Below are 19,089 nucleotides of genomic sequence, written 5' to 3'. Positions count from 1 at the left end.
CCGGCATCAAATGAAATCGATACCGCCGAGCCCCCTCAGCGGTCGCGGAAGAAGTCCGTCAGCTGCCGCGCGCACTCCTGCGCGAGCACGCCGCGGACCACCTCCGGGCGGTGGTTGAGCCTGCGGTCCCGTACGAGGTCCCAGAGCGACCCCGCGGCCCCCGCCTTCTCGTCGTCGGCGCCGTAGACGACCCGGGCCACCCGCGACTGCACGAGCGCGCCCGCGCACATCACGCACGGCTCCAGGGTCACCACGAGGGTGCACCCCGGAAGCCGCCATTCCCCGAGCCGGGCGGCCGCCCGGCGCAGCGCCAGCACCTCGGCGTGCGCCGTGGGGTCGCCGGTGGCCTCGCGCTCGTTGTACCCGGCGGCGAGGAGCTCCCCGTCCGGGCCCAGCACGACGGCGCCGACCGGCACGTCGCCGGCCGGCACCGCCCGGGCGGCCTCCTGGAGCGCCAGGCGCATGGAGTCCCGCCACGGGTCCCGTACGGGATCGGGGCCGTGCAAGGGGTGGTGCGTGGTGATCACTAGCGGACGGCCTCCAGCACCTCGGTGGCGCCGAGGGACTCGGCGATCTCCGAGAGGGCGTCCCCGTCGAGGGTCATCAGTTGTTTGTTGCTGACGCCGAGGTCGTCCAGCAGCCGGGGGTCGCCGAGCGGGCCGGCGGGTACCGGTTCCGCGCCGGGCGAGTCCTCCTCGTCCTCGTCGTCGGCACCGGTGAACGCGGAGATCGTGTCCTCCTCGCCGTCCTCGGTGCCGTCCAGGTCCAGTTCGTCGAGTTCGTCGTCCTCCTCGTCGCTGCCCAGCAGCTCGTCGGTCAGCATCGAGCCGTAGGAGCTGCGGGAGGCCGCGGAGGCGTTCGACACGTAGTACCGCGGGTCCTCCTCGCCGTCCACGCGGACGACGCCGAACCAGGCGTCCTCCTGCTCGATGAGGGCGACCACCGTGTCGTCGTCGACAGCGGCGGCACGGGCGAGATCGATCAGATCACTGAGGGACTCGACGTCGTCGAGTTCCATGTCGCTCGCTTCCCACCCGTCTTCGGTGCGCGCGAGCAGTGCGGCGAAATACACCGTGACTCTCCCACTGGTCATAGGCGTGCCGGTTGGAGGTCCCCCCGGCCGGAGGTGGGGAGGGTTGGAACGGCTGTCCTGCTCGCCGTTTCGTGCCCCGCCCAATCGGCATCGTGGCAGAAAGCGCGGCTTTGCGAGAGGTCTTCGGCGCTTGCGTCGTTCCGCGCCGTGCGCTCCGCGGGTTGTACGGGGGCCGCCACGGCGCGCTGCGACGGCCTCGCGGCACGCACGGGATCCCGGCCGGCTCCCCGGCGCGGCGCCGTCCGGTGCCGGTACCGCGGGCGGTCGGCGGCGGTCGGTGGCGGCCGGCGGCGGTCGCCCGCGGTCGCCGGCGGTCACCAGCGGTCACCAGCGGAACGTGCGCATGCGCATTTGCTGGCGCATGCGGGCCGCGCGGGCGCGGCGGGGCTGGACGCGGTCGCGCAGGGCCCGCGCCTCCATCAGGTCGCGCAGGAACTGCGCGCGGCGCGCTCTGCGCTGCGCCGCCGTCTCCGGCTGCTGCGGCGCGTCGTTCTCTCGACTCGGCTGCGTGTCGGGCATCCGCCACCACCCCGGCTGGTCCGGTCGTCCTCCTCCGCCGGCGCGAAGCAGACCCCCCGCACCCCACCTTCCCCCGGATGGAGCGATTGATGCCACCCCTTCGCAGCTCAGAAGGGTGCTACGCGTCGTCCGACAGCGTCGGGACCACCGCCACCGGGCCGTGCGCGTGGTGGAGCAGCGCGTGGGCCACCGAGCCGATCATCAGGGACCCGAGGCTGCGCCGCGGGTGGTGGCGGCCGACCACCACCAGGGCCGCCGACCGGGAGGCCGTCACCAGGCGCTCCGCCGCGTCGCCCGGGGCCGCCGCCTGCTCCACCGGCACCTGCGGCCACCGGGCCCGGAACGGCGCGAGCCGCTCCGTCTGGGAGCGCAGCATCTCCCGCTCCGCCGGCACCGCGTTCCCGTCGTCGGCCAGCCCTTCCGGCGGGATCACCTGGAAGGGGCTGTCCACCATCATGGTCGGCGCCGGCGGGATCGCGTACGCCGAGACCACCTGGACGGTGGTCCCCCGTGCGGCCGCCTCCGCGAACGCGAAGGCCACCACGTCGTCCGCCGTCTCCGCGGCGTGCAGGCCGAGCACCACCCGCCCCGAGGACGGCCCGGCCCCGGCCCCGGCCTCTGCATCGTCCCCGGCCCCGGCCTCGGCATCGGTCTCTGCACCGGCCCCAGCGCCGTCCTCGGCCCCGGCGCTGCGCGCCGCGTGCGGGACCACCACCACCGGGCACGCCGCCGAGGAGGCCACGGCGCGGCTGTTCGAGCCGAGGAGCAGGGCCGCGAAGCCGCCGTGGCCCCGGGAGCCCATCACCAGCATCCGGGCCCCCTCCCCCGACACCCGCAGGGCCTCCGGCACCGAGCCCTCCAACGACTCGTACCGCACCTCGGCCGGCAGCTCGCCGGCCCCGGCGAGGATGTCCCGTACGCGCTCGCCGACGGGGTCGGCGTACTGCTCCGGCTGCGAAGGGTCGGCGAGGGAGGAGCGGCGCGCCGCGTACAGCTGGGCGCTGTCGGGCAGCACGTGCGCGACCACGAGCGCGGTGCCGTGCCGGAGCGCCTCGGTCCGCGCCCATTCCAGCGCTCTGAGGCTGTGCTCGGATCCGTCGACCGCCGCGACCACCGGTGCGTTGCTCATCCGTCCAGCGTGCTGGGCGCCCGGGCGGGTCGCATCCGCAGGGCAAGCGGACGGCAACCGGACGGCAACCGGAGGGCAGCGCAGGGCATCCGGAGCGGATCCGCAGCGGATCCGTGGGCGCGGCTGCCGGTTCGGACGCACGGGGGTGCGTACACCGCGTAGCCTTTTGACCGTGGGTCGCGAAAAAGTGCGGCCGTTTTTGCAGGTCGCAGGTCGAAACCCGGCAGCTGAGCCTTGGAGGATGTTGTGCGTTTGCAGGTCGTCGATCACCCCTTGGTGGCGCACAAACTGACCACCCTGCGCGACAAGCGCACCGACTCCCCCACCTTCCGTCGGCTCGCCGACGAGCTGGTGACCCTCCTCGCGTACGAGGCCACCCGCGACGTGCGCACCGAGCAGGCCGACATCGTCACGCCCGTCGGCCCGACCACCGGCGTGAAGCTCTCGCACCCGCGCCCGCTGGTCGTGCCGATCCTGCGCGCCGGCCTCGGCATGCTGGACGGCATGATGCGGCTGCTGCCGACGGCCGAGGTGGGCTTCATGGGCATGGTCCGCAACGAGGAGACCCTGGAGGCCTCCACGTACGCGACGCGCATGCCGGAGGACCTCTCCGGGCGGCAGGTCTACGTCGTCGACCCGATGCTCGCCACCGGCGGCACGCTCGTCGCGGCGATCCAGGAACTGATCAAGCGCGGGGCCGACGACGTCACCGCCGTGGTGCTGCTGGCCGCGCCCGAGGGCGTCGAGGTCATGGAGCGCGATCTCGCGGGTACCCCGGTGACGGTCGTGACGGCCGCGGTGGACGAGCGGCTCAACGAGCACGGCTACATCGTTCCGGGCCTGGGCGACGCGGGCGACCGCATGTACGGCTCGGCCGAGTAGGACCCGGCACAGACACCGGCACCGACACCGGCACTGATGCCGAACAGCCGGCCGCCTCTCTCCGGGGCGGCCGGCTGTTTCGCGTGCAGGTTCAGGTTCCGCTTCAGCTTCAGCAGGTCTTGGCGGGCGCGGGCTGCGGGTTGGCCAGCAGGTACAGCTCCTTGTCCGCCGCCTCCTTCGGACTGAGCTCCTTGAAGGCGTCGCCGAGGATCAGGTCGATGTCCGCGCCCTCGCGGGCGTCGGTCTGCTGCGTATCGCCTTCGAGCTGGGTGCCCAGTACGGAGAAGGCAGCCTTGTCGGTCGTGGGCGAGCCGAGCAGTATCCCCGTCCCGGGGACCTTCTTGTCGAAGTCGGCGGGCGCGTTGCCGACCTTGCCGACCGTGAAGCCGCGTTTCTTCAGCTCGTCGCCGACCGCCTTGGCGAGCCCGGCGCGCGGGGTCGCGTTGTAGACGTTGACCGTGATCTCGCCGGGCTTGGGCAGGGCCACGGCCGGCTTGGCGACGGCGGGGCTGGCGGCCGCCGCGGCGCCCGCCCTGGGCTTCGGGGTGGCGCAGTCCTTGCCCGCGGCGCTCTGGTGTTTGCCGGTGCCGCCCTCGCCGCGGAACACGTTCATGAGCTGCACGGATCCGTAGCCGAGCAGGGCCAGACCGAGGACTGCTCCGAGCACGGTGAAGACGATGCGGCGGCGTCGCCGCGGTCGCCTCATGCGGGGGTAGGCCGCTCCCGTGACGCGGTACTTTCCGCCCATGCCGGGGGGAGTGAGCATGCTCATGGGCGCAGCGTAGTACCGCCTGACTGCGATGCCCACCGAATGATCTGTTGATAGGGCAAGACCGACCCGAAAGGCGCAATTCTGACGAACCGGAACCCCAAGCGGCGCCTGGGCGGGAGCGTTTCTCGGGCTCGCCTACGGCGTGTTCCGGCTCAGTAGTCCATTTCGAGGACGCGCGCGTGCAGCACCTGGCGCTGCTGCAGGGCCGCGCGCACGGCGCGGTGCAGCCCGTCCTCCAGGTACAGGTCGCCCTGCCACTTCACGACGTGGGCGAAGAGGTCCCCGTAGAACGTCGAGTCCTCGGCGAGCAGCGTTTCGAGGTCCAGCTGCCCCTTGGTCGTCACCAACTGGTCGAGCCGGACCGGGCGCGGGGCGACATCCGCCCACTGCCGGGTGGTTTCCCTGCCGTGGTCGGGGTACGGCCGCCCGTTTCCGATGCGCTTGAAGATCACACGGAAAGCCTACCGGGCCGGTGCCTGCGGGCGCAGCCTTGCCAAGCCGGTGCAAAAGTTACATGCAGGGCTATTTCGGGAGTGATGTATGAGCGAGAGCACCGACCCCGCGTCCCCGGCCGACCAGATCGCCGCCGGGTACGCCTTCACCGGACCCGCGCTCGAACTGGGTGCCCTGCTCTGGGACGGTGCCTGTCTCCCGGAGCGGCAGATCCGCATCCCGCTGTCGATGCTCAACCGCCACGGCCTGGTCGCGGGCGCGACGGGCACCGGCAAGACGAAGACCCTCCAGCTCATCGCCGAGCAGCTGTCGGCGGGCGGCGTCCCGGTGTTCCTCGCCGACATCAAGGGGGACGTATCGGGGATTTCGGTGCCGGGCACGGCCAACGAGAAGACCGGGGAACGGGCGAAGGAAGTCGCCCAGCAGTGGGAGGGGACCGGATTCCCGAGCGAGTTCTATTCGCTGGGCGGGATCGGACCGGGCATTCCGGTACGGGCCACCGTGACGGCTTTCGGCCCGGTGCTGATGTCGAAGGTGCTCCAGCTCAACCAGACCCAGGAGCAGTCGCTCGGCCTGATCTTCCACTACGCCGACACCAAGGGACTGGAGCTGATCGACCTCAAGGACCTGCGGGCGGTCGTCGCCTTCCTCGTCTCCGACCAGGGGAAAGCCGAACTCAAGGGCATCGGCGGACTGTCCACGGTGACAGCGGGGGTGATCCTGCGCGCCCTGACCGCCTTCGAGCAGCAGGGCGCCTCGGAGTTCTTCGGCGAGCCGGAATTCGACACCGGCGAATTCCTGCGGACGGCTGCCGACGGGCGCGGACTGGTCTCCGTACTGGAACTCCCGGCGGTCCAGGACAAGCCGCAGCTCTTCTCCACCTTCCTGATGTGGCTGCTGGCCGACCTCTACGGCGACCTGCCGGAAGTCGGGGACCTGGAGCGGCCGAAGCTCGTCTTCTTCTTCGACGAGGCCCACCTGCTGTTCAACGGCGCGTCGAAGGCCTTCCTGGAGTCCATCACCCAGACCGTGCGGCTGATCCGCTCGAAGGGCATCGGCGTCTTCTTCGTGACGCAGACCCCCAAGGACGTGCCGGCGGACGTGCTCGCGCAGCTCGGCAACCGGGTGCAGCACGCGCTGCGCGCCTTCACCCCGGACGACGCGAAGGCGCTGAAGGCCACCGTGAAGACCTTCCCGAACTCCGCGTACGACCTGGAGGAGCTGCTGACCCAGCTCGGCACGGGCGAGGCGGTGATCACCGTACTCAGCGAGAAGGGCGCCCCGACCCCGGTGGCGGCCACCCGGCTGCGCGCCCCGCAGTCGCTGATGGGCCCGATCGACGCGGCCGCCCTCGACGCGGCGGTGAAGTCCTCGCTCCTCTATTCGCGGTACGCGGAGCCGGTCGACCGCGAGTCGGCGTACGAGAAGATCAGCGCCGAGCAGGCTGCGGCCGAGGCGGCGGCGGAGGCGGCCGCGGCCGGGGCGGAGGCCGAGAAGCAGGCCAAGGAGGCCGCGAAAGCGGCGCGCAGCGCCCCGAAGCCGGATCCGTCGCTCGCCCAGCAGGTGGTGGGGAGCGGGCTGTTCCGCTCGCTGGCCCGGTCGATCGGGACCCAGTTGGGGCGGGAGATCTCGCGGTCGCTCTTCGGGACGGCGAAGCGGCGCAGGTGAGGGTGGCCGGCGGGGTTCCGGGAGCACTGCCCGGCGTACGTGACGGATTCCGGCGGCCGGATCCGCCGCCGGGGTGCCGCCGCGGGCTCCGGCGCTGACAGACTTCGACCCATGCGGACCGAACTCACCGACACCACGTCCAGCAAGATCGACCGGGCCCTGCTCGATGCCCGACGGGCCATCGGGAGCCCCACGATGGGCCTGGTGCTGACGCTCGTCATCGCCACCGACGAGGAGAACGCGTACGACGCCGTCCGCGCGGCCTCGGAGGCCTCGCGCGAACACCCCTGCCGCATCATCGTGGTGATCAAGCGCACCTCGCGCGGATCGCACAGGCTCCGCCAGACCCGGCTGGACGCCGAGCTGCGGGTCGGATCGGACGCCGGGACCGGGGAGATCGTGCTGCTGCGCCTGCACGGGGCCCTCACCGAGCAGGCGGGCTCCGTGGTCCTCCCGCTGCTGGTGCCGGACGCGCCGGTGGTGGTGTGGTGGCCGGCCGACGCCCCCGCCGACCCGGCGCGGGACCCCCTCGGCGCGCTCGCGCAGCGCAGGATCACGGACGCGGAGGCCGTCGCCGACCCGGTGGCGGTACTGGACCGGCAGGCCGCCACGTACGCCCCCGGGGACACCGACCTCGCGTGGACCCGGCTGACGCCGTGGCGGGCGCTGCTGGCCGCCGCGATGGACCAGAAGCCGCTGCCGGTGACGGGCGCGGCGGTGGAGAGCGAGGCCGACAACCCGAGCGCCGAGCTGCTGGCGCGCTGGCTGGGGGACCGGCTCGGGGTGCCGGTGGAGCGGGTCACGACGGACGGGCCCGTGATCACCCGGGTCCGGCTGGCGACCGCGGCGGGCGAGATCACGGTGGACCGCCCCGACGGGGCGCTGGCCACGCTGATGCTGCCGGGCAGCCCCGACCGCACGGTGGCCCTGAAGATCCGCAGCAAGGCCGAGCTGATCTCGGAGGAGCTGCGCCGCCTCGACGCGGACGAGGTCTACGCGTCGGCCCTCCGCAAGCGCCCGGCCCCGGCCGCTGCGCCGACGGCGCTCTAGCCGCCCTTCTCCGCCTTGGCGGCTTTGGCGGCGGCCTTCATCTCCTGTTTGTGCGCCCGCACCTTCGCCAGGGACTCCGGCCCGGTGATGTCCGCCGCCGAGCGGTAGACGTTCGCCGGGCCGTAGCCGCCGGCCGCCTCGCGCCAGCCCTTGGGCCGTACGCCGAGCTGCTTGCCCAGCAGCGCCAGGAAGATCTGGGCCTTCTGCTCGCCGAACCCGGGCAGCTCCTTGAGCCGCTTCAGCAGCTCTTCCCCGGTCCGTACGTCGCGCCAGATGGCCTCCGCGTCCCCGTCGTAGTGCTCCACCAGGTACGCGCACAGCTGCTGCACCCGCTTCGCCATCGACCCGGGGTAGCGGTGCACGGCCGGCTTCTCGGAGAGCAGTGCGGCGAAGGCCTCGGGGTCGGCAGCGGCGATGGCATGGGCGTCCAAGTCGTCCGCCCCCATCCGCCGGGCGATCGTGTACGGGCCCGAGAACGCCCACTCCATCGGCACCTGCTGGTCGAGCAGCATGCCGACGAGGGCGGCGAGCGGGCTGCGGCCGAGGAGCTCGTCGGCCTCCGGCTGCTGGGCCAGCCGCATCGTGATGTCCATGGATCCAGCCTCCCGCGCGGCCGCCTTCGCCGCGCGGTCGGCGCACCGCGGGCCTAGCGTGAGAACCGCGCAAAACCGACGAAACGACACAGGAGTCGATCGATCATGGCTGAGTTCCCGGAAGGCGCTCCGTGCTGGGTGGACGCGATGTTCAAGGACGTGGAGGGCGCCAAGACCTTCTACTCCGACGTGCTGGGCTGGACCTTCGGCGAGGCGTCCAGTGAGTACGGCAACTACACGCAGGCGTACTCCGACGGCAAGGCCGTGGCGGCCGTGGTCCCGCCGATGCCGGGTGCCGAGGCCCCGTCGCAGTGGTGTCTGTACTTCGCCTCGCCCGACGCGGCGGCCACCGCCGAGAAGATCAAGTCGGCCGGCGGCGAGCTGATGATGGAGCCGATGCAGGTCGGCACCTTCGGCACGATGGCGATCGCCAAGGAGCCGAGCGGCGCCGTCTTCGGCGTCTGGCAGCCGGGCGAGCACAAGGGCTTCGAGAAGATCGGCGAGCCGGGCGCGTACGCCTGGGCCGAGGTCTTCACCCGCGACCCGGCCAAGGCGGACGGGTTCCTCCCGAAGGTCTTCCCGTACTCCGCCCAGAAGATGGAGCCCGGCGACGACCCGGAGGCGGCCGGGATGGACTTCAAGATCTTCAGCGTCGCCGGCAGCGAGAACCCGGTCCTCGGCCGGATGAGCATGGGCGACGAGTTCCCGCCCGAGATCCCCCCGTACATCCAGGTCTACTTCTCGGTCCCGGACTGCGACGAGGCCGTGGCCAAGGCCAAGAAGCACGGCGGCAAGCTCCACTTCGGCCCGATGGACAGCCCCTTCGGCCGCTTCGCGGCGGTGGCGGACCAGCAGGGCGCGGCGTTCGCCGTCATCGACATGTCGAAGACGACGGGCGAAATGCCGCAGATGACGGACGCGTAACCGCCCCCTCCGGGCACGGCGGGGTCACCGGCCAGAGCCGGTCGGCCCCGCCCCCCTTGCGCGGTCATGTGGGGGTGCAGCCCTTGCAGGTGCCGGGGGTTGGGGCGCGGAAGGCGCGGTCGCATTTTTCGCAGGTCTGGAAGGGGTCCGGCGGGACGAACGCCGGGCCGCCCCGGATGGGGGCGAGGAGGGGCGGGAGCTGGGTCGCCAGGCGGTGGGCGATCAGGCCCGCCGGGTTGCGGGGGCGGTCCGGGAGGTTCGCCGCCAAGGCGCTGGTCACCGCGTGGTGGGTCGGCCCCGCGCTCCAGCCAGGCCTCGACGCCGCCCGCGAGGCGTTGGACGTCCCGGGCGCCGAGGAGCAGGCGCGGATCGACCCGGCGGAGCTCCGCCAGGACCTCCTCGGCGAGCTGCCGACGGGCCGGGTTGTCGGGGTTGCGGGGTGCCGGATCAGGTCGTTGCTCACGACGGTGAAATTGCGGGTCTGCCGGACGTTGGCGTGTTGAACGCCGTACGTGCTGTGCGAGGGCGCGTTAGAGTGCTGGAAAGCCATCGGGAAGTTGGATCCTTCTCGTGGTCAGGCCCTCGTCGGGATTGCGAGTCCCGGCGGGGGCCGTCCTGTGTCTGGAGTTGTCGCGGCGACCATATGCCAGGCAACCCGCCTGAAATCCAGCCGAGTTGGGGCGGTTCACCCGTGTGAGTGAGTGCTGCTCCGGGGAGGCTGGAGGGGCAGGGCTGTGCGGGACTCCAAGGTCCTCGACGGGCCCCAGCTCGCGCTCGCGCCGCAGGCCTGGGCCGGATTCGTCTCCTACGCGCGCGGGGTCCAGTCGCCCCGTCACGCCTTGTTGGCGGCGGCGTGGGAGGCCGCGCGGTAGCAGGGTGAGCTGACGGAGAAGTTGAGCATCGGCTCCTGCCCCAACGCGGTCTTGTCGGCGGTGACCGTCACCGCGAAGAGTTCCTTCTCGTTCGAGGCAGAGATCTCGGGACGGCCCTCACGGATCTTCCAGCCGTTCTCGCCCAGCGCCTTCCGCAGGTTCAGCACGCCGGTGTCGACCTGGTCGCTGGTCAGGCCGTTCACCGACCAGTGGTGCTGCAGGGCGAACAGGTCGTCGCCGTACTCGTCGCAGACCAAGGCGCTCATGCCGGTCTCCGTGACCTTGCCCGTTATCCCGGCCATCTCCAGCAGTCGGCCGGAGACCTCCCTCGTCTTCGTGCGCGCCGGGTCGGGATCCATCCGCTCCGGCGTGTAGGGGAGTTCCATGATGTTCGAACACCCCACGGACAGCGCCAGCAGCGCCGCGAAGACGACCGTGGCGACACGCCCCGTACGACATGCCCGGGGGGAGTGTCCCATTTCAGTAATTTGTCGCATCATCCGCTTCTCCGGGAAGAAGACCGATGCGCCGGCCCATCCCCTGGTGGTCCCTGGTCCTGACCGTACTCATGAGGGCTTGGGCCCGACCGCTCGCCCCCGCCCGGGCACGGCCCGGGGCCCGGCTTCCCTCCCGGGGGCATTCGGAGGATCGTGGGGAGTGAACCTTCGCCATACCAGGAGGCGCGTCATGCGCAAGGTCATGGACTGCAGGGAGTACCCCAGCGAGATCGGGTGCACCTTGACGATCACGGGTGAGGAAGACGAAGTCATGGGGGCGGCCGTCCAGCACGGCGTCGCCGTGCACGGTGAAGAGGACACTCAGGAGTTCCGCGACGCGCTGCGCGGGATGCTGAAGCCCGAGGTGCCCCAGCACGCCTGAAAACCGCAGGGGCGAGCCGCACGGGTGGTTCCGGCTGGCGGATGCGATGGCTCGAATGCAGGTCGGGGCAGGGGTGATTACGGTCGATCTTGTGCGGTTCCCCCGGATCGTGCGAGGTCACTACCGAAGAGGTCGAGCAGCCCCATGAGCCTGAGCATCCGCAACCAGATCGCCGGTACCGTCACCGCCGTCACCACCGGGGAGGCCATGGCCACGGTCAAGGTCCGTCTGGAAGGCGGCCAGGACATCACCGCGGCCATCACCACCGACGCCGTCAAGGACCTCGGCATCGCCGAGGGGTCCTCGGTCAAGGCGCTGGTCAAGGCCACCGAGGTCGCGCTGGCCACCGGCGCCGTCGACGGCATCAGCATCCGCAATCAGCTGGCCGGCACCGTCTCCGACGTCGCCACCGGTGGCGCCATGGCCTCCGTCAAGGTGGACGTGAACGGCGGCGGGCTGACCGCCGCGATCACCAAGGACGCCGTGGAGGAGCTCGGCCTGGCCGCCGGGTCCTCCGTCGTCGCGCTGATCAAGTCCACCGAGATCTCGCTCGCGACCGCCTGAGCCGATGCCAGTGGCCTAGAGCCCGAGGTTCGGCGGCGACAGCGAGCCGAACCACACGTGCGTGACGGCGCTGACGTAGCGCGCCCCGCACCGGTCCGACGGGACCACCAGCTGCGCGCCCGCCTCGTCGAGGTCCTCCCCGTCGAGGCGGGTCGCCAGCAGCACCGGGCTGTCGCCGAAGTCCGCGTCGAGCTCGGCCCAGGACAGGACGGTGTGGTGCCCGTCCCCGCCGCTGACCGCCAGCAGGAAGCGGCTGCGGTCCTTGCGCCGGCGCGCGTCGAAGGACGGCCCGGCGCCCGCGACCACGTCGCGCAGGAGCGCGCCTTCGAACACATGGTGCTGCGGACCGTTCGTCGCGCAGTCGAAGGTGACCTCGGCCCGGTGCTGTACCCAGTCCCGCAGGTCCGCGACGCTCAGGGTCGCCGGGTGGTCCAGATCTCCGTGCAGCATGAGTTTGGCCATGTGCGGATTCTGCCCGGGGCCGGTCATTCCGGAACCTCATCTGCAAGGTTGATGGCTTGATGCAACCCGCAGATGTGGCTTCATCGTGTGTTCTGCCCTTGCAGGTCCTGCAACCTCTGGTTCACCTTCCGCCAGACGATGTCGCGTGTCACCGGCATCTCCGTGAACCGCACGCCGGTCGCGTCCCGCAGCGCGTTCGCGAACGCCGGGGCCACCGGGTTGAAGGGGCTCTCGCTCATCGACTTCGCGCCCAGCGGGCCGATCGCGTCCGAGGTCTCCATGAAGTGCACCTCCGTACGGGGGACGTCCGCGTACTGCGGGAGCCGGTAGCGGCGGAACGCCGCCGTGGTCACCTCCCCGCGCTCGTCCACCCGTACGGTCTCGAACAGCGTCGCGCCCAGCGCCTGGGCCACGCCGCCCTCCACCTGGCCGCGGCACTGCATCGGGTTCATGACCTTGCCCGCGTCGGCCGCGTGGACCGACCGCAGGATCTTCATCTCTCCCGTGTCCGGGTCCACGGCGAGGCGGAACCACTGCGCGTTGAAGGCCACCGAGCGGGGGGAGCCGCCCCAGTGGCCGTCCGCGGCCATCTCGTCGAGCTTGCCCTTGTCGTACGCGGCCTCGTACAGCTCCTTGAGCGTGACGATCCGGCCCGCGCAGTCGAAGGACTCGGCCGACAGCTTGCACAGGTGCCGGGCCACGCCGGTGTGCCGGGCCGCGAAGGTCTGGAGGCGCTCCGCGAGCGAATTGGCCGCCAGCATCACCGCCTTGCCCGCCACCACCGTGCCGGCCGAGCCGAACGCGCCGGTGTCGTGGCGGACCACGTCCGTGTCGGACTGGCGGACCGCGATCCGGTCCACCGTCGTGTTCAGCGCGCCCGCGGTGATCTGCTTGTGGACGGTGGTGGTGCCGTTGCCGAACTCCGCCGTGCCCACCGCGATGTCGTACGTGCCGTCGCGCAGCAGGCTGACCCGGGCGTCGGCGAAGTGGCCGCCCGGCGGACCGGTCGCGATCATGGCGACGGCCGATCCGGTGCCGGTGAGCCAGCCCTCCGGCACGTCCTCGTGGCTGCGGTCCTCGGCGATGGCCTTGCGCACGACGTCCATGCACTGCTTCATCCCGTACGAGGCGATGAAGAGGTCCTCCTCGTGGCCGATCGGGGTCACCATGTGGTCGCCGGCGCCGATGACGTTCTTCTCGCGCAGGACGAGCGGGTCCATACCGAGCTTGACGGCGAGCTCGTCCATCGCCGATTCGAGGGCGAACAGGACCTGGCCGAGGCCGTAGCCGCGGAAGGCGCCCGCCGGTACGCCGTTGGTGTAGACCGAGTACGCCTCCACCTCCTTGTTCGGCGCCTTGTAGACGGCGAAGGACTCGCCGACGCTGTGGAACATGACCGCCGGGCCGTGGTTGCCGTAGGCGCCGGTGTTGGAGAGCACGCGGATGCGCAGCGCGGTGAGGGTGCCGTCGGCCTTGGCGCCGATCTTGATGGTGATCTTGAAGGGGTGGCGGGTGGTGGCACCGTAGAACTGCTCGGCCCGGGTGAATTCGAGTTTCACCGGGCGCCGCAGCTTCAGGGCGGCGAGGACCACGATGTCCTCGGTGAGCATCTCCTGCTTGCCACCGAACCCGCCGCCCACGCGGCCCGCGACGACGCGGACCTCGTCCTCACCGAGGTCGTACAGGGCGCACAGCGCCCGCCGGGTCAGGAACGGGGCCTGGGTGGACGAGCGGACGGTGATCCGCTCGCCGTCGCCCTCCTCCTTGGGCTCGAAGTACGCCACGCTGCCGTGCGTCTCCAGGCTGGCGTGCTGCACGCGCTGGGTCAGATACGTCTCCTCGTAGACGACGTCCGCCTCCGCGTACCCCTTCTCCATGTCGCCGAGGGTGTTGTGGACCTCGCCGCACACGTTGTTCTCTGCGCGGAAGATCCCCGACTCGGGGCCCTTGGGGTGGATGACGGGGGCGCCCGGGAGCATCGCCTCCTCCGGGTCGATCACGTACGGGAGCTCCTCGTACGTGACGACCACGCGGCGGCAGCCCTCCTCGGCGGCCTGCTCGCTGTCGGCGACGACGGCCGCCACGCGCTGGCCGACGAAGCGGACCACGTCGTCCAGGACGCGGGTGTCCATCGGGTCCTCGGTCGGGTGCTCGTGGCGGGCGGACGAGTACAGCCGGTCGGGGGCGTCGTGGTGGGTGAGGACGGCGTGCACGCCCGGGACCTGGAGGGCGTCGGTGGTGTCGATGTCGACGATGCGGGCGTGCGGGTGCGGGGAGCGCAGCAGCTTCATGTGGAGCAGCCCGGGCACCTCGACGTCGAAGGTGTAGCGGGCGGTTCCGGTCACGACGAGGGGCCCGGCGGGGGCGCCGAGGCTCCTGCCGACGGCCTTGCCCTGTTCCGGGGTTTCGGTGTGCTTCACCCCGCGTACGGCGTCCTCGATGGCGCGGTAGCCCGTACAGCGGCAGATGTTGCCCTTGAAGGCCCGCGGAAGGTCCTCCAGCTTGCCGTCGTCGTGGTCGGTGCCCTGCTCGGCCTGGAGGGCGGCGGTGGTCATCAGGAAACCGGCCGTGCAGAACCCGCACTGGAAGCCCTGGGCGTCGAGGAACTGCTGCTGCGCCGGGTGGAGTTCGCCGCCCGGCTTGGCGAGGCCCTCGACCGTGGTGACGGAGCGGCCCTCGGCGCGGACGGCCGGGTAGAGGCAGCTGTGCACGGGCCGGCCGTCGACGTGGACGGTGCAGGCGCCGCAGTCGCCCTGGTCGCAGCCCTTCTTCACGCCGAACCAGCCGCGCTCGCGCAGGTACGTGCGCAGGCACTGGCCGGCGCGGGGTTCGGTGTCGAAGCGCTCCTTGTTGATCTCGATCTCGTAGCTCATCGGGAAACCTCCTCCAGCTCCAGCTCCAGCGACGCCGACGTGAGTTCGCGGCGGATCTCCTCGGCCTGGCGCAGGGCCATGTGGCGCCGCCAGTCGGGCAGGCCGTGGATGTCGTCGAACCACTCGTCCGGCCGGACGGCGGTGTCGATCGCCTCGCGCAGCTCGGCGGCGGTCGGCGGCAGCGCGAACCAGAAACGGAAGGGGCGGGTGGTGGCGGCGGTGACCGTGAGGGCGAAGGAGCCGTCCTGCGGGTCGCGGGTGCCGATGACGAGGGCGCCGGAGCGGCCGAGTCCGTAGAGGGAGGCCTGGCGGAAGGCCGTGCGGCAGGTCAGCGAGCGGGCCGGGACGCGGACGGAGCGCAGCAGCTCGCCCTCGCGCAGGTCCTTGACCCCGGCACCGCGGATGAAGTCGGGGACGGGCAAGCGGCGGGTGGCGCCGTCCTGGCCCTGGAGGAGGACGGTGGCGTCGAGGCCGGCGGCCAGGGAGATGACCGGGCCGGCCGGGAGGCCGTTGCAGAGGTTCCCGCCGACGGTGGCCATGTTCCAGATCTTGAAGCTGGCGAGGAAGGCCCGGCAGCACTGCTCGATCAGCGGTGCGGCGGGCGCGGTGGCCGGCGTCAGGGAGCGGCCGAACCGGGACAGCTCGGTGATGGTGCACGTGGCGGCGATGTCGAGGGCGCCGTCGGGCTGCCAGGACAGGGGCGGCCAGCCCATGCGCGAGAGGTCGATCAGGCGGCGGATGTGGGGCTGGGGCTCGGAGAAGAGGTACGTGCCGCCGCCGAGCCAGGCGTCGCCGGGGCGCCAGGGCTCGCGGCGGCGTGCGTCGCGCACGTCGAGCACGGTGTTGAGATCCAAGGTGCCACCCCCTCCACTCGGGACACCCGGGAAACCGAGCGTTTCCAGTCAGTGAAGCAACGGGGGCGGGGCCGGGACGACTGTGGCCGAGCACGGAAACCTCTGGACTTCGGACGGTTGGTCCTGGAGGATCAACCAAGAGGCTGACTGTGCTCTTGCCCTTGCATTTACGATGGTGTTTCTCGTATTCGCCTCGCGAATGTGGGTTGCCACCCACCGCAAGGAGCCCCGCATGCACGTCCTCGACCTGCTTCAGTCCGACAACCTCGGCCTCACCCTGCTCTGGGGCGAGGACGCCCTTCTCGGCCAGGAGGTCAGCGGGGTCACCGCCACCGACCTGGAGGACCCGCGCCGCTTCCTGGGCCCCGGCGAGCTCGTGCTCAGCGGCCTGGTGTGGTGGACCGACGGCGACCTGGTGAAGGCGGATCGATTCGTCTCCGCGCTCGCCGAGGCCGGGGCCACCGCCCTCCTCGCCGGCGAGGAGACCCACGGCCGGGTCCCCGACGAACTGGTGGCCGCCTGCCGGGCCCACCGCGTGCCGCTCGTGGCCGTGCCCGCGCAGACCAGCTTCCGCGCGGTCACCGAGGCGGTCTACCTGCGCCAGTGGGGCGACCTGAGCCGCCGCCCGAACCGGCTCTTCGCGCTCCCCGAGAACGTGCGCGCCGAGCTCAGCCGCCTCCTCGAAGGCGGCGCAGGACCGGCCGAACTGCTGGACCGGGCCTGCGCGCACCTGGGCAAGGTCGCCTGCTACCTGCTGACCGCGAGCGGCCGCACCGTCGCCCGCACCCCGTCCGCGCCCGCGATCCCGGCCCAGCGGGCGGGCGGCGGCGCGCCGCGCGAGGGGCTCTCGCTGCGCATCGAGTCCGAGAGCACCCCGTACGACGCCTGGCTGCTGCACGTGCCGGACGCGGACGCCGCGCCCCCGCGCGTGCTCCACGAGATCGCCGAGGTGTTCGCCCAGTACCGCGACGGCCGGGCCCGGCGGGCCGACGCGGTGCGCGCCGCCGCCAGCCGGGAGCTGGCCGTACTGCTGGAGGCGGAGGAGCCGGCCACGGACCCGGGAGCCCTGGAGGAGGCGCTGGCCGCGGCCGGGCTCCCGGCGGGGGGCCCGTACCGGGTGCTCACGGCGACGGACGGCGACGCCCTGGCCGAGGCGCTGGCCCACCTGGAGGACGTCCCGTACGCGGTGGGGCGCTCGGTCGCGGTCCTGTACGAGGACCAGGACGCGGCGGTCGACGTACCGGGCCGGCTCCGCCCGGTCTGGCCGCTGGTCCAGGCGTGCGGAGGCCCGGAAGCCGATCTCCGGCTCGGCGCGGGTGCGCCGGCTTCGGGAGCAGAGGCGCTACGCGCGTCGATGCACCAGGCCCGCTTCGCCCTGACGGCGACGGACGAGACCGTTCCGGTGCGCGCGGTGGAACAACTGGACAGCCTGTCGGCCCTGTTGTCGGGGGTTCCGCAGGAGGTCCGGTCGGTCTACGCGACGCGGACGCTCGGGGCGCTCGGGGACGGGATGCTGCGCGAGACGCTGGAGGTGTTCCTGGCCAACAACTGCTCCTGGACGCGCACGGCGGAGGCCCTGCACCTGCACGTCAACACGGTGCACTACCGGATCGAGCGGGTGGAGTCCCTGACGGGCCGGGACCTGTCCCGCCTGGACCACAAGCTGGACCTCTACGCGGCGCTGCGCTGCACGTAGCGGTTCACGGCTCGGGCTCGGGACTCCGGCTCAGGGCTCCGGCTCAGGGCTCCGTCTCAGGGCTCCGGCTCACGGGACGTCGACGTACACCTCGGTGGACTTCACGCGGGCGGTGACGCAGACCCCGACCGCGATCCCGAGCTCCTCGACCGACTCCCGCGTCACCACGGACACCACCCGGTGCGGGCCCGACTGGATCTCCACCTGGGCGGCCACGTCGTCGAGCCGCACCGCGGTGACGATCCCGACGAAGGAGTTCCGTACGGAGGTGGCCGTTCCGTTGCCCGCCGGCGGCTGCGGCCGCGGCTCGCCGGCCCGCGCCTTGGCGAAGGCGGCGAGCGTCACCCCGTCGAAGGAGCGCGTCCCGTCGGCCGAGCGGCGCACGGCCAGCCGCCCCCCGTCGGCCCAGCGGCGGACGGTTTCGGCGCTCACGCCCAGCAGCCCGGCGGCCTGCCCGATGGAGTACGAGGACACGCCCGCACCCTACCGCTGCCCGGCGGCCTGGTCCTTGGCCTTGGCCTGGACGGCGGCGACGTAGCGGACGGTGAAGAGCATCGGGACGACGAACCCGGCGGCCTGGACGAGCGTGGCGGACGTCGAGTGGCCGTGGCCGGCGTGGGCGAGAGCCGTGAGCGCGCCGGCGGTGACCGCGAAGGCCGCGGTCCACACGGCGGTGATGACGACGTTGGTCCGGATGAACGGCCGCAGGCCCCAGACCTCGCGCGGGGTGGTGCGCTTCGCGATGCCCAGGGTGAACGGCCTGCCCACGAGCAGCGAACCCCCGGCGATGAGGGCCAGGGTGGCCGAGGAGAGGGCCGCCGAGTAGTCGTGCACGCCCGAGTGCGGGTCGGCGAAGGCGACGACCGTCAGGGCCGCGAAGAAGACCGCCGAGCCGAGTTCGATGATCAGCGCGTCGAACCCGGCGCCGGCCAGGCGCTGCTGGACGGCCACCGCGACGGCCGCCACGAGACCGGCGAGCGCGCCCCACTGCCACTGGGCGGACGGAAACACGGCGAAGACGATCCAGGGAAGGAAGGTGCGTACGTACGACATCGGAGACCCCCGGGCTTGGCTGCTGACGTTCCTGTTCTGACATGTCGAAAGTAGATGTTCCAATACTGACATGTCAAGGATGGAATGTAAGGTGAGGGGCATGAGCCTTCGACACGCCCTCCTCGGACTCCTGTCAGAGCGCCCGGCCAGCGGTTACGACCTGCTCAAGCGCTTCGAGACCTCGCTGGCCAACGTATGGCCCGCCACCCAGAGCCAGATGTACACAGAGCTGGCCAAGCTCGCCGACGCCGGAATGATCAGCGTCTCGGCGGAAGGCCCGCGCGGGCGCAAGGAGTACACCCTCACCGACGAGGGCCTGGCCGAACTGCGCCACTGGCTGACGGAGACCAAGCCCCAGCGCAACACCCGCAGCGACATCCTGCTGAGGGTCTTCTTCCTCGGCGTGCTCACCCCCGAGCAGGCGCGGGGCTACCTGACCGAGCTGGCGGAGCTGTCCGAGCAGGAGTACGAGGACCTGCGCCGGCTCGACGAATCCATCGACTGGGGCGACGACACCCTGTCGGTCCACGGCAAGATCGCCCTGGAGTACGGCCTGCGCTTCAACGCCATGCGCCGCGAGTGGGCCCAGTGGGCGGCCGAGCAGATCGGCTGACGGCGCGGTCGGCCCACCGGCGCGGCCGGGTCGGTCCCGGTCACTTCACCCAGCGCCAACTCCCCCTGCAATCACGGACTTCACGCCACGAGGGGGAGGGGCGCACGGGCTGCCGTGCAGCACCGTCAAGTGCTGTGCGC

The 19,089-nt window shown here is 71.8% G+C and carries 23 protein-coding genes; 9 read left to right on the top strand and 14 right to left on the bottom strand.

Going from position 1 to position 19,089, the window contains the following annotated elements; genetic code table 11:
- Positions 1-35: 35 nt before the first annotated feature.
- From tadA to IF02_RS0124045, 4 genes are all read right to left on the bottom strand, one after another.
- On the bottom strand, positions 36-527 hold the full coding sequence (gene tadA, locus IF02_RS0124060) for a tRNA adenosine(34) deaminase TadA (protein ID WP_030160233.1): 492 nt from the start codon (positions 525-527) through the stop codon (positions 36-38).
- A complete protein-coding gene (locus tag IF02_RS0124055) occupies positions 527-1,072 on the bottom strand; it encodes a hypothetical protein (RefSeq protein ID WP_030160231.1) in 546 nt (181 codons plus the stop codon). Before IF02_RS0124055 ends, tadA begins: the two co-directional genes overlap by 1 nt.
- Positions 1,073-1,417: 345 nt before the next feature.
- Positions 1,418-1,612: a hypothetical protein gene (locus IF02_RS0124050; RefSeq protein ID WP_030160229.1), complete on the bottom strand. Its 195-nt coding sequence runs from the start codon at positions 1,610-1,612 to the stop codon at positions 1,418-1,420.
- Between the two features lie 118 nt (positions 1,613-1,730).
- Complete coding sequence (locus tag IF02_RS0124045) at positions 1,731-2,741, bottom strand: universal stress protein (protein ID WP_030160227.1); 1,011 nt, start codon at positions 2,739-2,741, stop codon at positions 1,731-1,733.
- A 246-nt stretch (positions 2,742-2,987) separates the two neighbouring features.
- Here IF02_RS0124045 and upp point away from each other — a divergent pair, with 246 nt between their 5' ends.
- On the top strand, positions 2,988-3,623 hold the full coding sequence (gene upp, locus IF02_RS0124040; protein WP_030160225.1) for a uracil phosphoribosyltransferase: 636 nt from the start codon (positions 2,988-2,990) through the stop codon (positions 3,621-3,623).
- 109 nt (positions 3,624-3,732) lie between these two features.
- Here the strand turns inward: upp and IF02_RS0124035 are convergent, their stop codons facing one another.
- Positions 3,733-4,395, bottom strand: coding sequence for a LytR C-terminal domain-containing protein (locus IF02_RS0124035; protein ID WP_078622282.1), 663 nt, complete (start codon positions 4,393-4,395; stop codon positions 3,733-3,735).
- A gap of 152 nt (positions 4,396-4,547) precedes the next feature.
- On the bottom strand, positions 4,548-4,847 hold the full coding sequence (locus tag IF02_RS0124030; RefSeq protein WP_030160221.1) for a type II toxin-antitoxin system VapB family antitoxin: 300 nt from the start codon (positions 4,845-4,847) through the stop codon (positions 4,548-4,550).
- Positions 4,848-4,935: 88 nt separating this feature from the next.
- On the opposite strand from IF02_RS0124030, the gene IF02_RS0124025 reads away from it, so the two are divergent.
- Positions 4,936-6,516: a helicase HerA-like domain-containing protein gene (locus IF02_RS0124025; RefSeq protein WP_030160220.1), complete on the top strand. Its 1,581-nt coding sequence runs from the start codon at positions 4,936-4,938 to the stop codon at positions 6,514-6,516.
- A 111-nt stretch (positions 6,517-6,627) separates the two neighbouring features.
- The gene (gene opcA / locus IF02_RS0124020; protein WP_037836993.1) at positions 6,628-7,566 is read left to right on the top strand and encodes a glucose-6-phosphate dehydrogenase assembly protein OpcA; all 939 of its coding nucleotides are present in this window, start codon (positions 6,628-6,630) and stop codon (positions 7,564-7,566) included.
- Here the strand turns inward: opcA and IF02_RS0124015 are convergent.
- Complete coding sequence (locus IF02_RS0124015; RefSeq protein WP_030160216.1) at positions 7,563-8,159, bottom strand: HhH-GPD-type base excision DNA repair protein; 597 nt, start codon at positions 8,157-8,159, stop codon at positions 7,563-7,565. The two genes, opcA and IF02_RS0124015, sit on opposite strands and share 4 nt — an antisense overlap.
- A 105-nt stretch (positions 8,160-8,264) precedes the next feature.
- On the opposite strand from IF02_RS0124015, the gene IF02_RS0124010 reads away from it, so the two are divergent.
- Entirely contained in the window at positions 8,265-9,083 is an 819-nt protein-coding gene (locus IF02_RS0124010) for a VOC family protein (RefSeq protein WP_030160215.1), read from the top strand.
- Positions 9,084-9,147: 64 nt separating this feature from the next.
- Here IF02_RS0124010 and IF02_RS34915 read toward each other — a convergent pair whose 3' ends face one another.
- Positions 9,148-9,633: a hypothetical protein gene (locus IF02_RS34915; protein WP_158708548.1), complete on the bottom strand. Its 486-nt coding sequence runs from the start codon at positions 9,631-9,633 to the stop codon at positions 9,148-9,150.
- A gap of 151 nt (positions 9,634-9,784) precedes the next feature.
- Here IF02_RS34915 and IF02_RS33975 point away from each other — a divergent pair, with 151 nt between their 5' ends.
- Positions 9,785-9,955 carry a DUF397 domain-containing protein gene (locus tag IF02_RS33975; RefSeq protein WP_078622280.1) on the top strand — a complete coding sequence of 57 codons (171 nt, stop codon included), beginning with the start codon at positions 9,785-9,787 and terminating at the stop codon, positions 9,953-9,955.
- Here the strand turns inward: IF02_RS33975 and IF02_RS0123995 are convergent.
- Entirely contained in the window at positions 9,916-10,434 is a 519-nt protein-coding gene (locus tag IF02_RS0123995) for a hypothetical protein (protein WP_030160211.1), read from the bottom strand. The two genes, IF02_RS33975 and IF02_RS0123995, sit on opposite strands and share 40 nt — an antisense overlap.
- Positions 10,435-10,642: 208 nt before the next feature.
- Here IF02_RS0123995 and IF02_RS0123990 point away from each other — a divergent pair, with 208 nt between their 5' ends.
- Together IF02_RS0123990 and IF02_RS0123985 are read left to right on the top strand one after the other, a co-directional pair.
- Positions 10,643-10,834, top strand: coding sequence for a DUF1059 domain-containing protein (locus IF02_RS0123990; RefSeq protein ID WP_030160209.1), 192 nt, complete (start codon positions 10,643-10,645; stop codon positions 10,832-10,834).
- Between the two features lie 144 nt (positions 10,835-10,978).
- A complete protein-coding gene (locus IF02_RS0123985; protein ID WP_030160207.1) occupies positions 10,979-11,398 on the top strand; it encodes a TOBE domain-containing protein in 420 nt (139 codons plus the stop codon).
- Positions 11,399-11,413: 15 nt separating this feature from the next.
- Here the strand turns inward: IF02_RS0123985 and IF02_RS0123980 are convergent, their stop codons facing one another.
- From IF02_RS0123980 to IF02_RS0123970, 3 genes are all read right to left on the bottom strand, one after another.
- A complete protein-coding gene (locus tag IF02_RS0123980) occupies positions 11,414-11,860 on the bottom strand; it encodes a molybdopterin-dependent oxidoreductase (RefSeq protein WP_234318312.1) in 447 nt (148 codons plus the stop codon).
- A gap of 80 nt (positions 11,861-11,940) precedes the next feature.
- Complete coding sequence (locus IF02_RS0123975) at positions 11,941-14,733, bottom strand: molybdopterin-dependent oxidoreductase (protein ID WP_030160204.1); 2,793 nt, start codon at positions 14,731-14,733, stop codon at positions 11,941-11,943.
- Entirely contained in the window at positions 14,730-15,587 is an 858-nt protein-coding gene (locus tag IF02_RS0123970; protein ID WP_030160202.1) for an FAD binding domain-containing protein, read from the bottom strand. Before IF02_RS0123970 ends, IF02_RS0123975 begins: the two co-directional genes overlap by 4 nt.
- A gap of 232 nt (positions 15,588-15,819) precedes the next feature.
- On the opposite strand from IF02_RS0123970, the gene IF02_RS0123965 reads away from it, so the two are divergent.
- Positions 15,820-17,283 carry a PucR family transcriptional regulator gene (locus IF02_RS0123965; RefSeq protein ID WP_030160199.1) on the top strand — a complete coding sequence of 488 codons (1,464 nt, stop codon included), beginning with the start codon at positions 15,820-15,822 and terminating at the stop codon, positions 17,281-17,283.
- A gap of 69 nt (positions 17,284-17,352) precedes the next feature.
- On the opposite strand, the gene IF02_RS0123960 is transcribed toward IF02_RS0123965, so the two are convergent.
- Both IF02_RS0123960 and IF02_RS0123955 read right to left on the bottom strand, forming a co-directional pair.
- The gene (locus IF02_RS0123960) at positions 17,353-17,757 is read right to left on the bottom strand and encodes a TOBE domain-containing protein (RefSeq protein ID WP_030160197.1); all 405 of its coding nucleotides are present in this window, start codon (positions 17,755-17,757) and stop codon (positions 17,353-17,355) included.
- 9 nt (positions 17,758-17,766) lie between these two features.
- Positions 17,767-18,336, bottom strand: a complete 570-nt coding sequence (locus IF02_RS0123955) for a hypothetical protein (RefSeq protein ID WP_030160196.1) — start codon at positions 18,334-18,336, stop codon at positions 17,767-17,769.
- Positions 18,337-18,436: 100 nt separating this feature from the next.
- Here IF02_RS0123955 and IF02_RS0123950 point away from each other — a divergent pair, with 100 nt between their 5' ends.
- On the top strand, positions 18,437-18,949 hold the full coding sequence (locus IF02_RS0123950) for a PadR family transcriptional regulator (protein ID WP_030160194.1): 513 nt from the start codon (positions 18,437-18,439) through the stop codon (positions 18,947-18,949).
- Positions 18,950-19,089 lie beyond the last annotated feature (140 nt).

Source organism: Streptomyces sp. NRRL S-244, assembly GCF_000717915.1.
Taxonomy (GTDB): domain Bacteria; phylum Actinomycetota; class Actinomycetes; order Streptomycetales; family Streptomycetaceae; genus Streptomyces.
The sequence above is the reverse complement of the archived record's forward strand: the minus strand, read 5'-3'. Positions and strand labels throughout refer to the sequence as shown.

Excerpts from the sequence above, each read along its gene's own strand:
- IF02_RS0124050 (WP_030160229.1), bottom strand. The coding sequence starts at position 1,612 with ATGCCCGACACGCAGCCGAGTCGAGAGAACGACGCGCCGCAGCAGCCG.
- IF02_RS0124045 (WP_030160227.1), bottom strand. The coding sequence starts at position 2,741 with ATGAGCAACGCACCGGTGGTCGCGGCGGTCGACGGATCCGAGCACAGC.
- IF02_RS0124035 (WP_078622282.1), bottom strand. The coding sequence starts at position 4,395 with ATGAGCATGCTCACTCCCCCCGGCATGGGCGGAAAGTACCGCGTCACG.
- IF02_RS0124025 (WP_030160220.1), top strand. The coding sequence starts at position 4,936 with ATGAGCGAGAGCACCGACCCCGCGTCCCCGGCCGACCAGATCGCCGCC.
- opcA (WP_037836993.1), top strand. The coding sequence starts at position 6,628 with ATGCGGACCGAACTCACCGACACCACGTCCAGCAAGATCGACCGGGCC.
- IF02_RS0124015 (WP_030160216.1), bottom strand. The coding sequence starts at position 8,159 with ATGGACATCACGATGCGGCTGGCCCAGCAGCCGGAGGCCGACGAGCTC.
- IF02_RS0124010 (WP_030160215.1), top strand. The coding sequence starts at position 8,265 with ATGGCTGAGTTCCCGGAAGGCGCTCCGTGCTGGGTGGACGCGATGTTC.
- IF02_RS34915 (WP_158708548.1), bottom strand. The coding sequence starts at position 9,633 with ATGGCTTTCCAGCACTCTAACGCGCCCTCGCACAGCACGTACGGCGTT.
- IF02_RS0123995 (WP_030160211.1), bottom strand. The coding sequence starts at position 10,434 with ATGGGACACTCCCCCCGGGCATGTCGTACGGGGCGTGTCGCCACGGTC.
- IF02_RS0123990 (WP_030160209.1), top strand. The coding sequence starts at position 10,643 with ATGCGCAAGGTCATGGACTGCAGGGAGTACCCCAGCGAGATCGGGTGC.
- IF02_RS0123985 (WP_030160207.1), top strand. The coding sequence starts at position 10,979 with ATGAGCCTGAGCATCCGCAACCAGATCGCCGGTACCGTCACCGCCGTC.
- IF02_RS0123980 (WP_234318312.1), bottom strand. The coding sequence starts at position 11,860 with ATGGCCAAACTCATGCTGCACGGAGATCTGGACCACCCGGCGACCCTG.
- IF02_RS0123975 (WP_030160204.1), bottom strand. The coding sequence starts at position 14,733 with ATGAGCTACGAGATCGAGATCAACAAGGAGCGCTTCGACACCGAACCC.
- IF02_RS0123965 (WP_030160199.1), top strand. The coding sequence starts at position 15,820 with ATGCACGTCCTCGACCTGCTTCAGTCCGACAACCTCGGCCTCACCCTG.
- IF02_RS0123955 (WP_030160196.1), bottom strand. The coding sequence starts at position 18,336 with ATGTCGTACGTACGCACCTTCCTTCCCTGGATCGTCTTCGCCGTGTTT.
- IF02_RS0123950 (WP_030160194.1), top strand. The coding sequence starts at position 18,437 with ATGAGCCTTCGACACGCCCTCCTCGGACTCCTGTCAGAGCGCCCGGCC.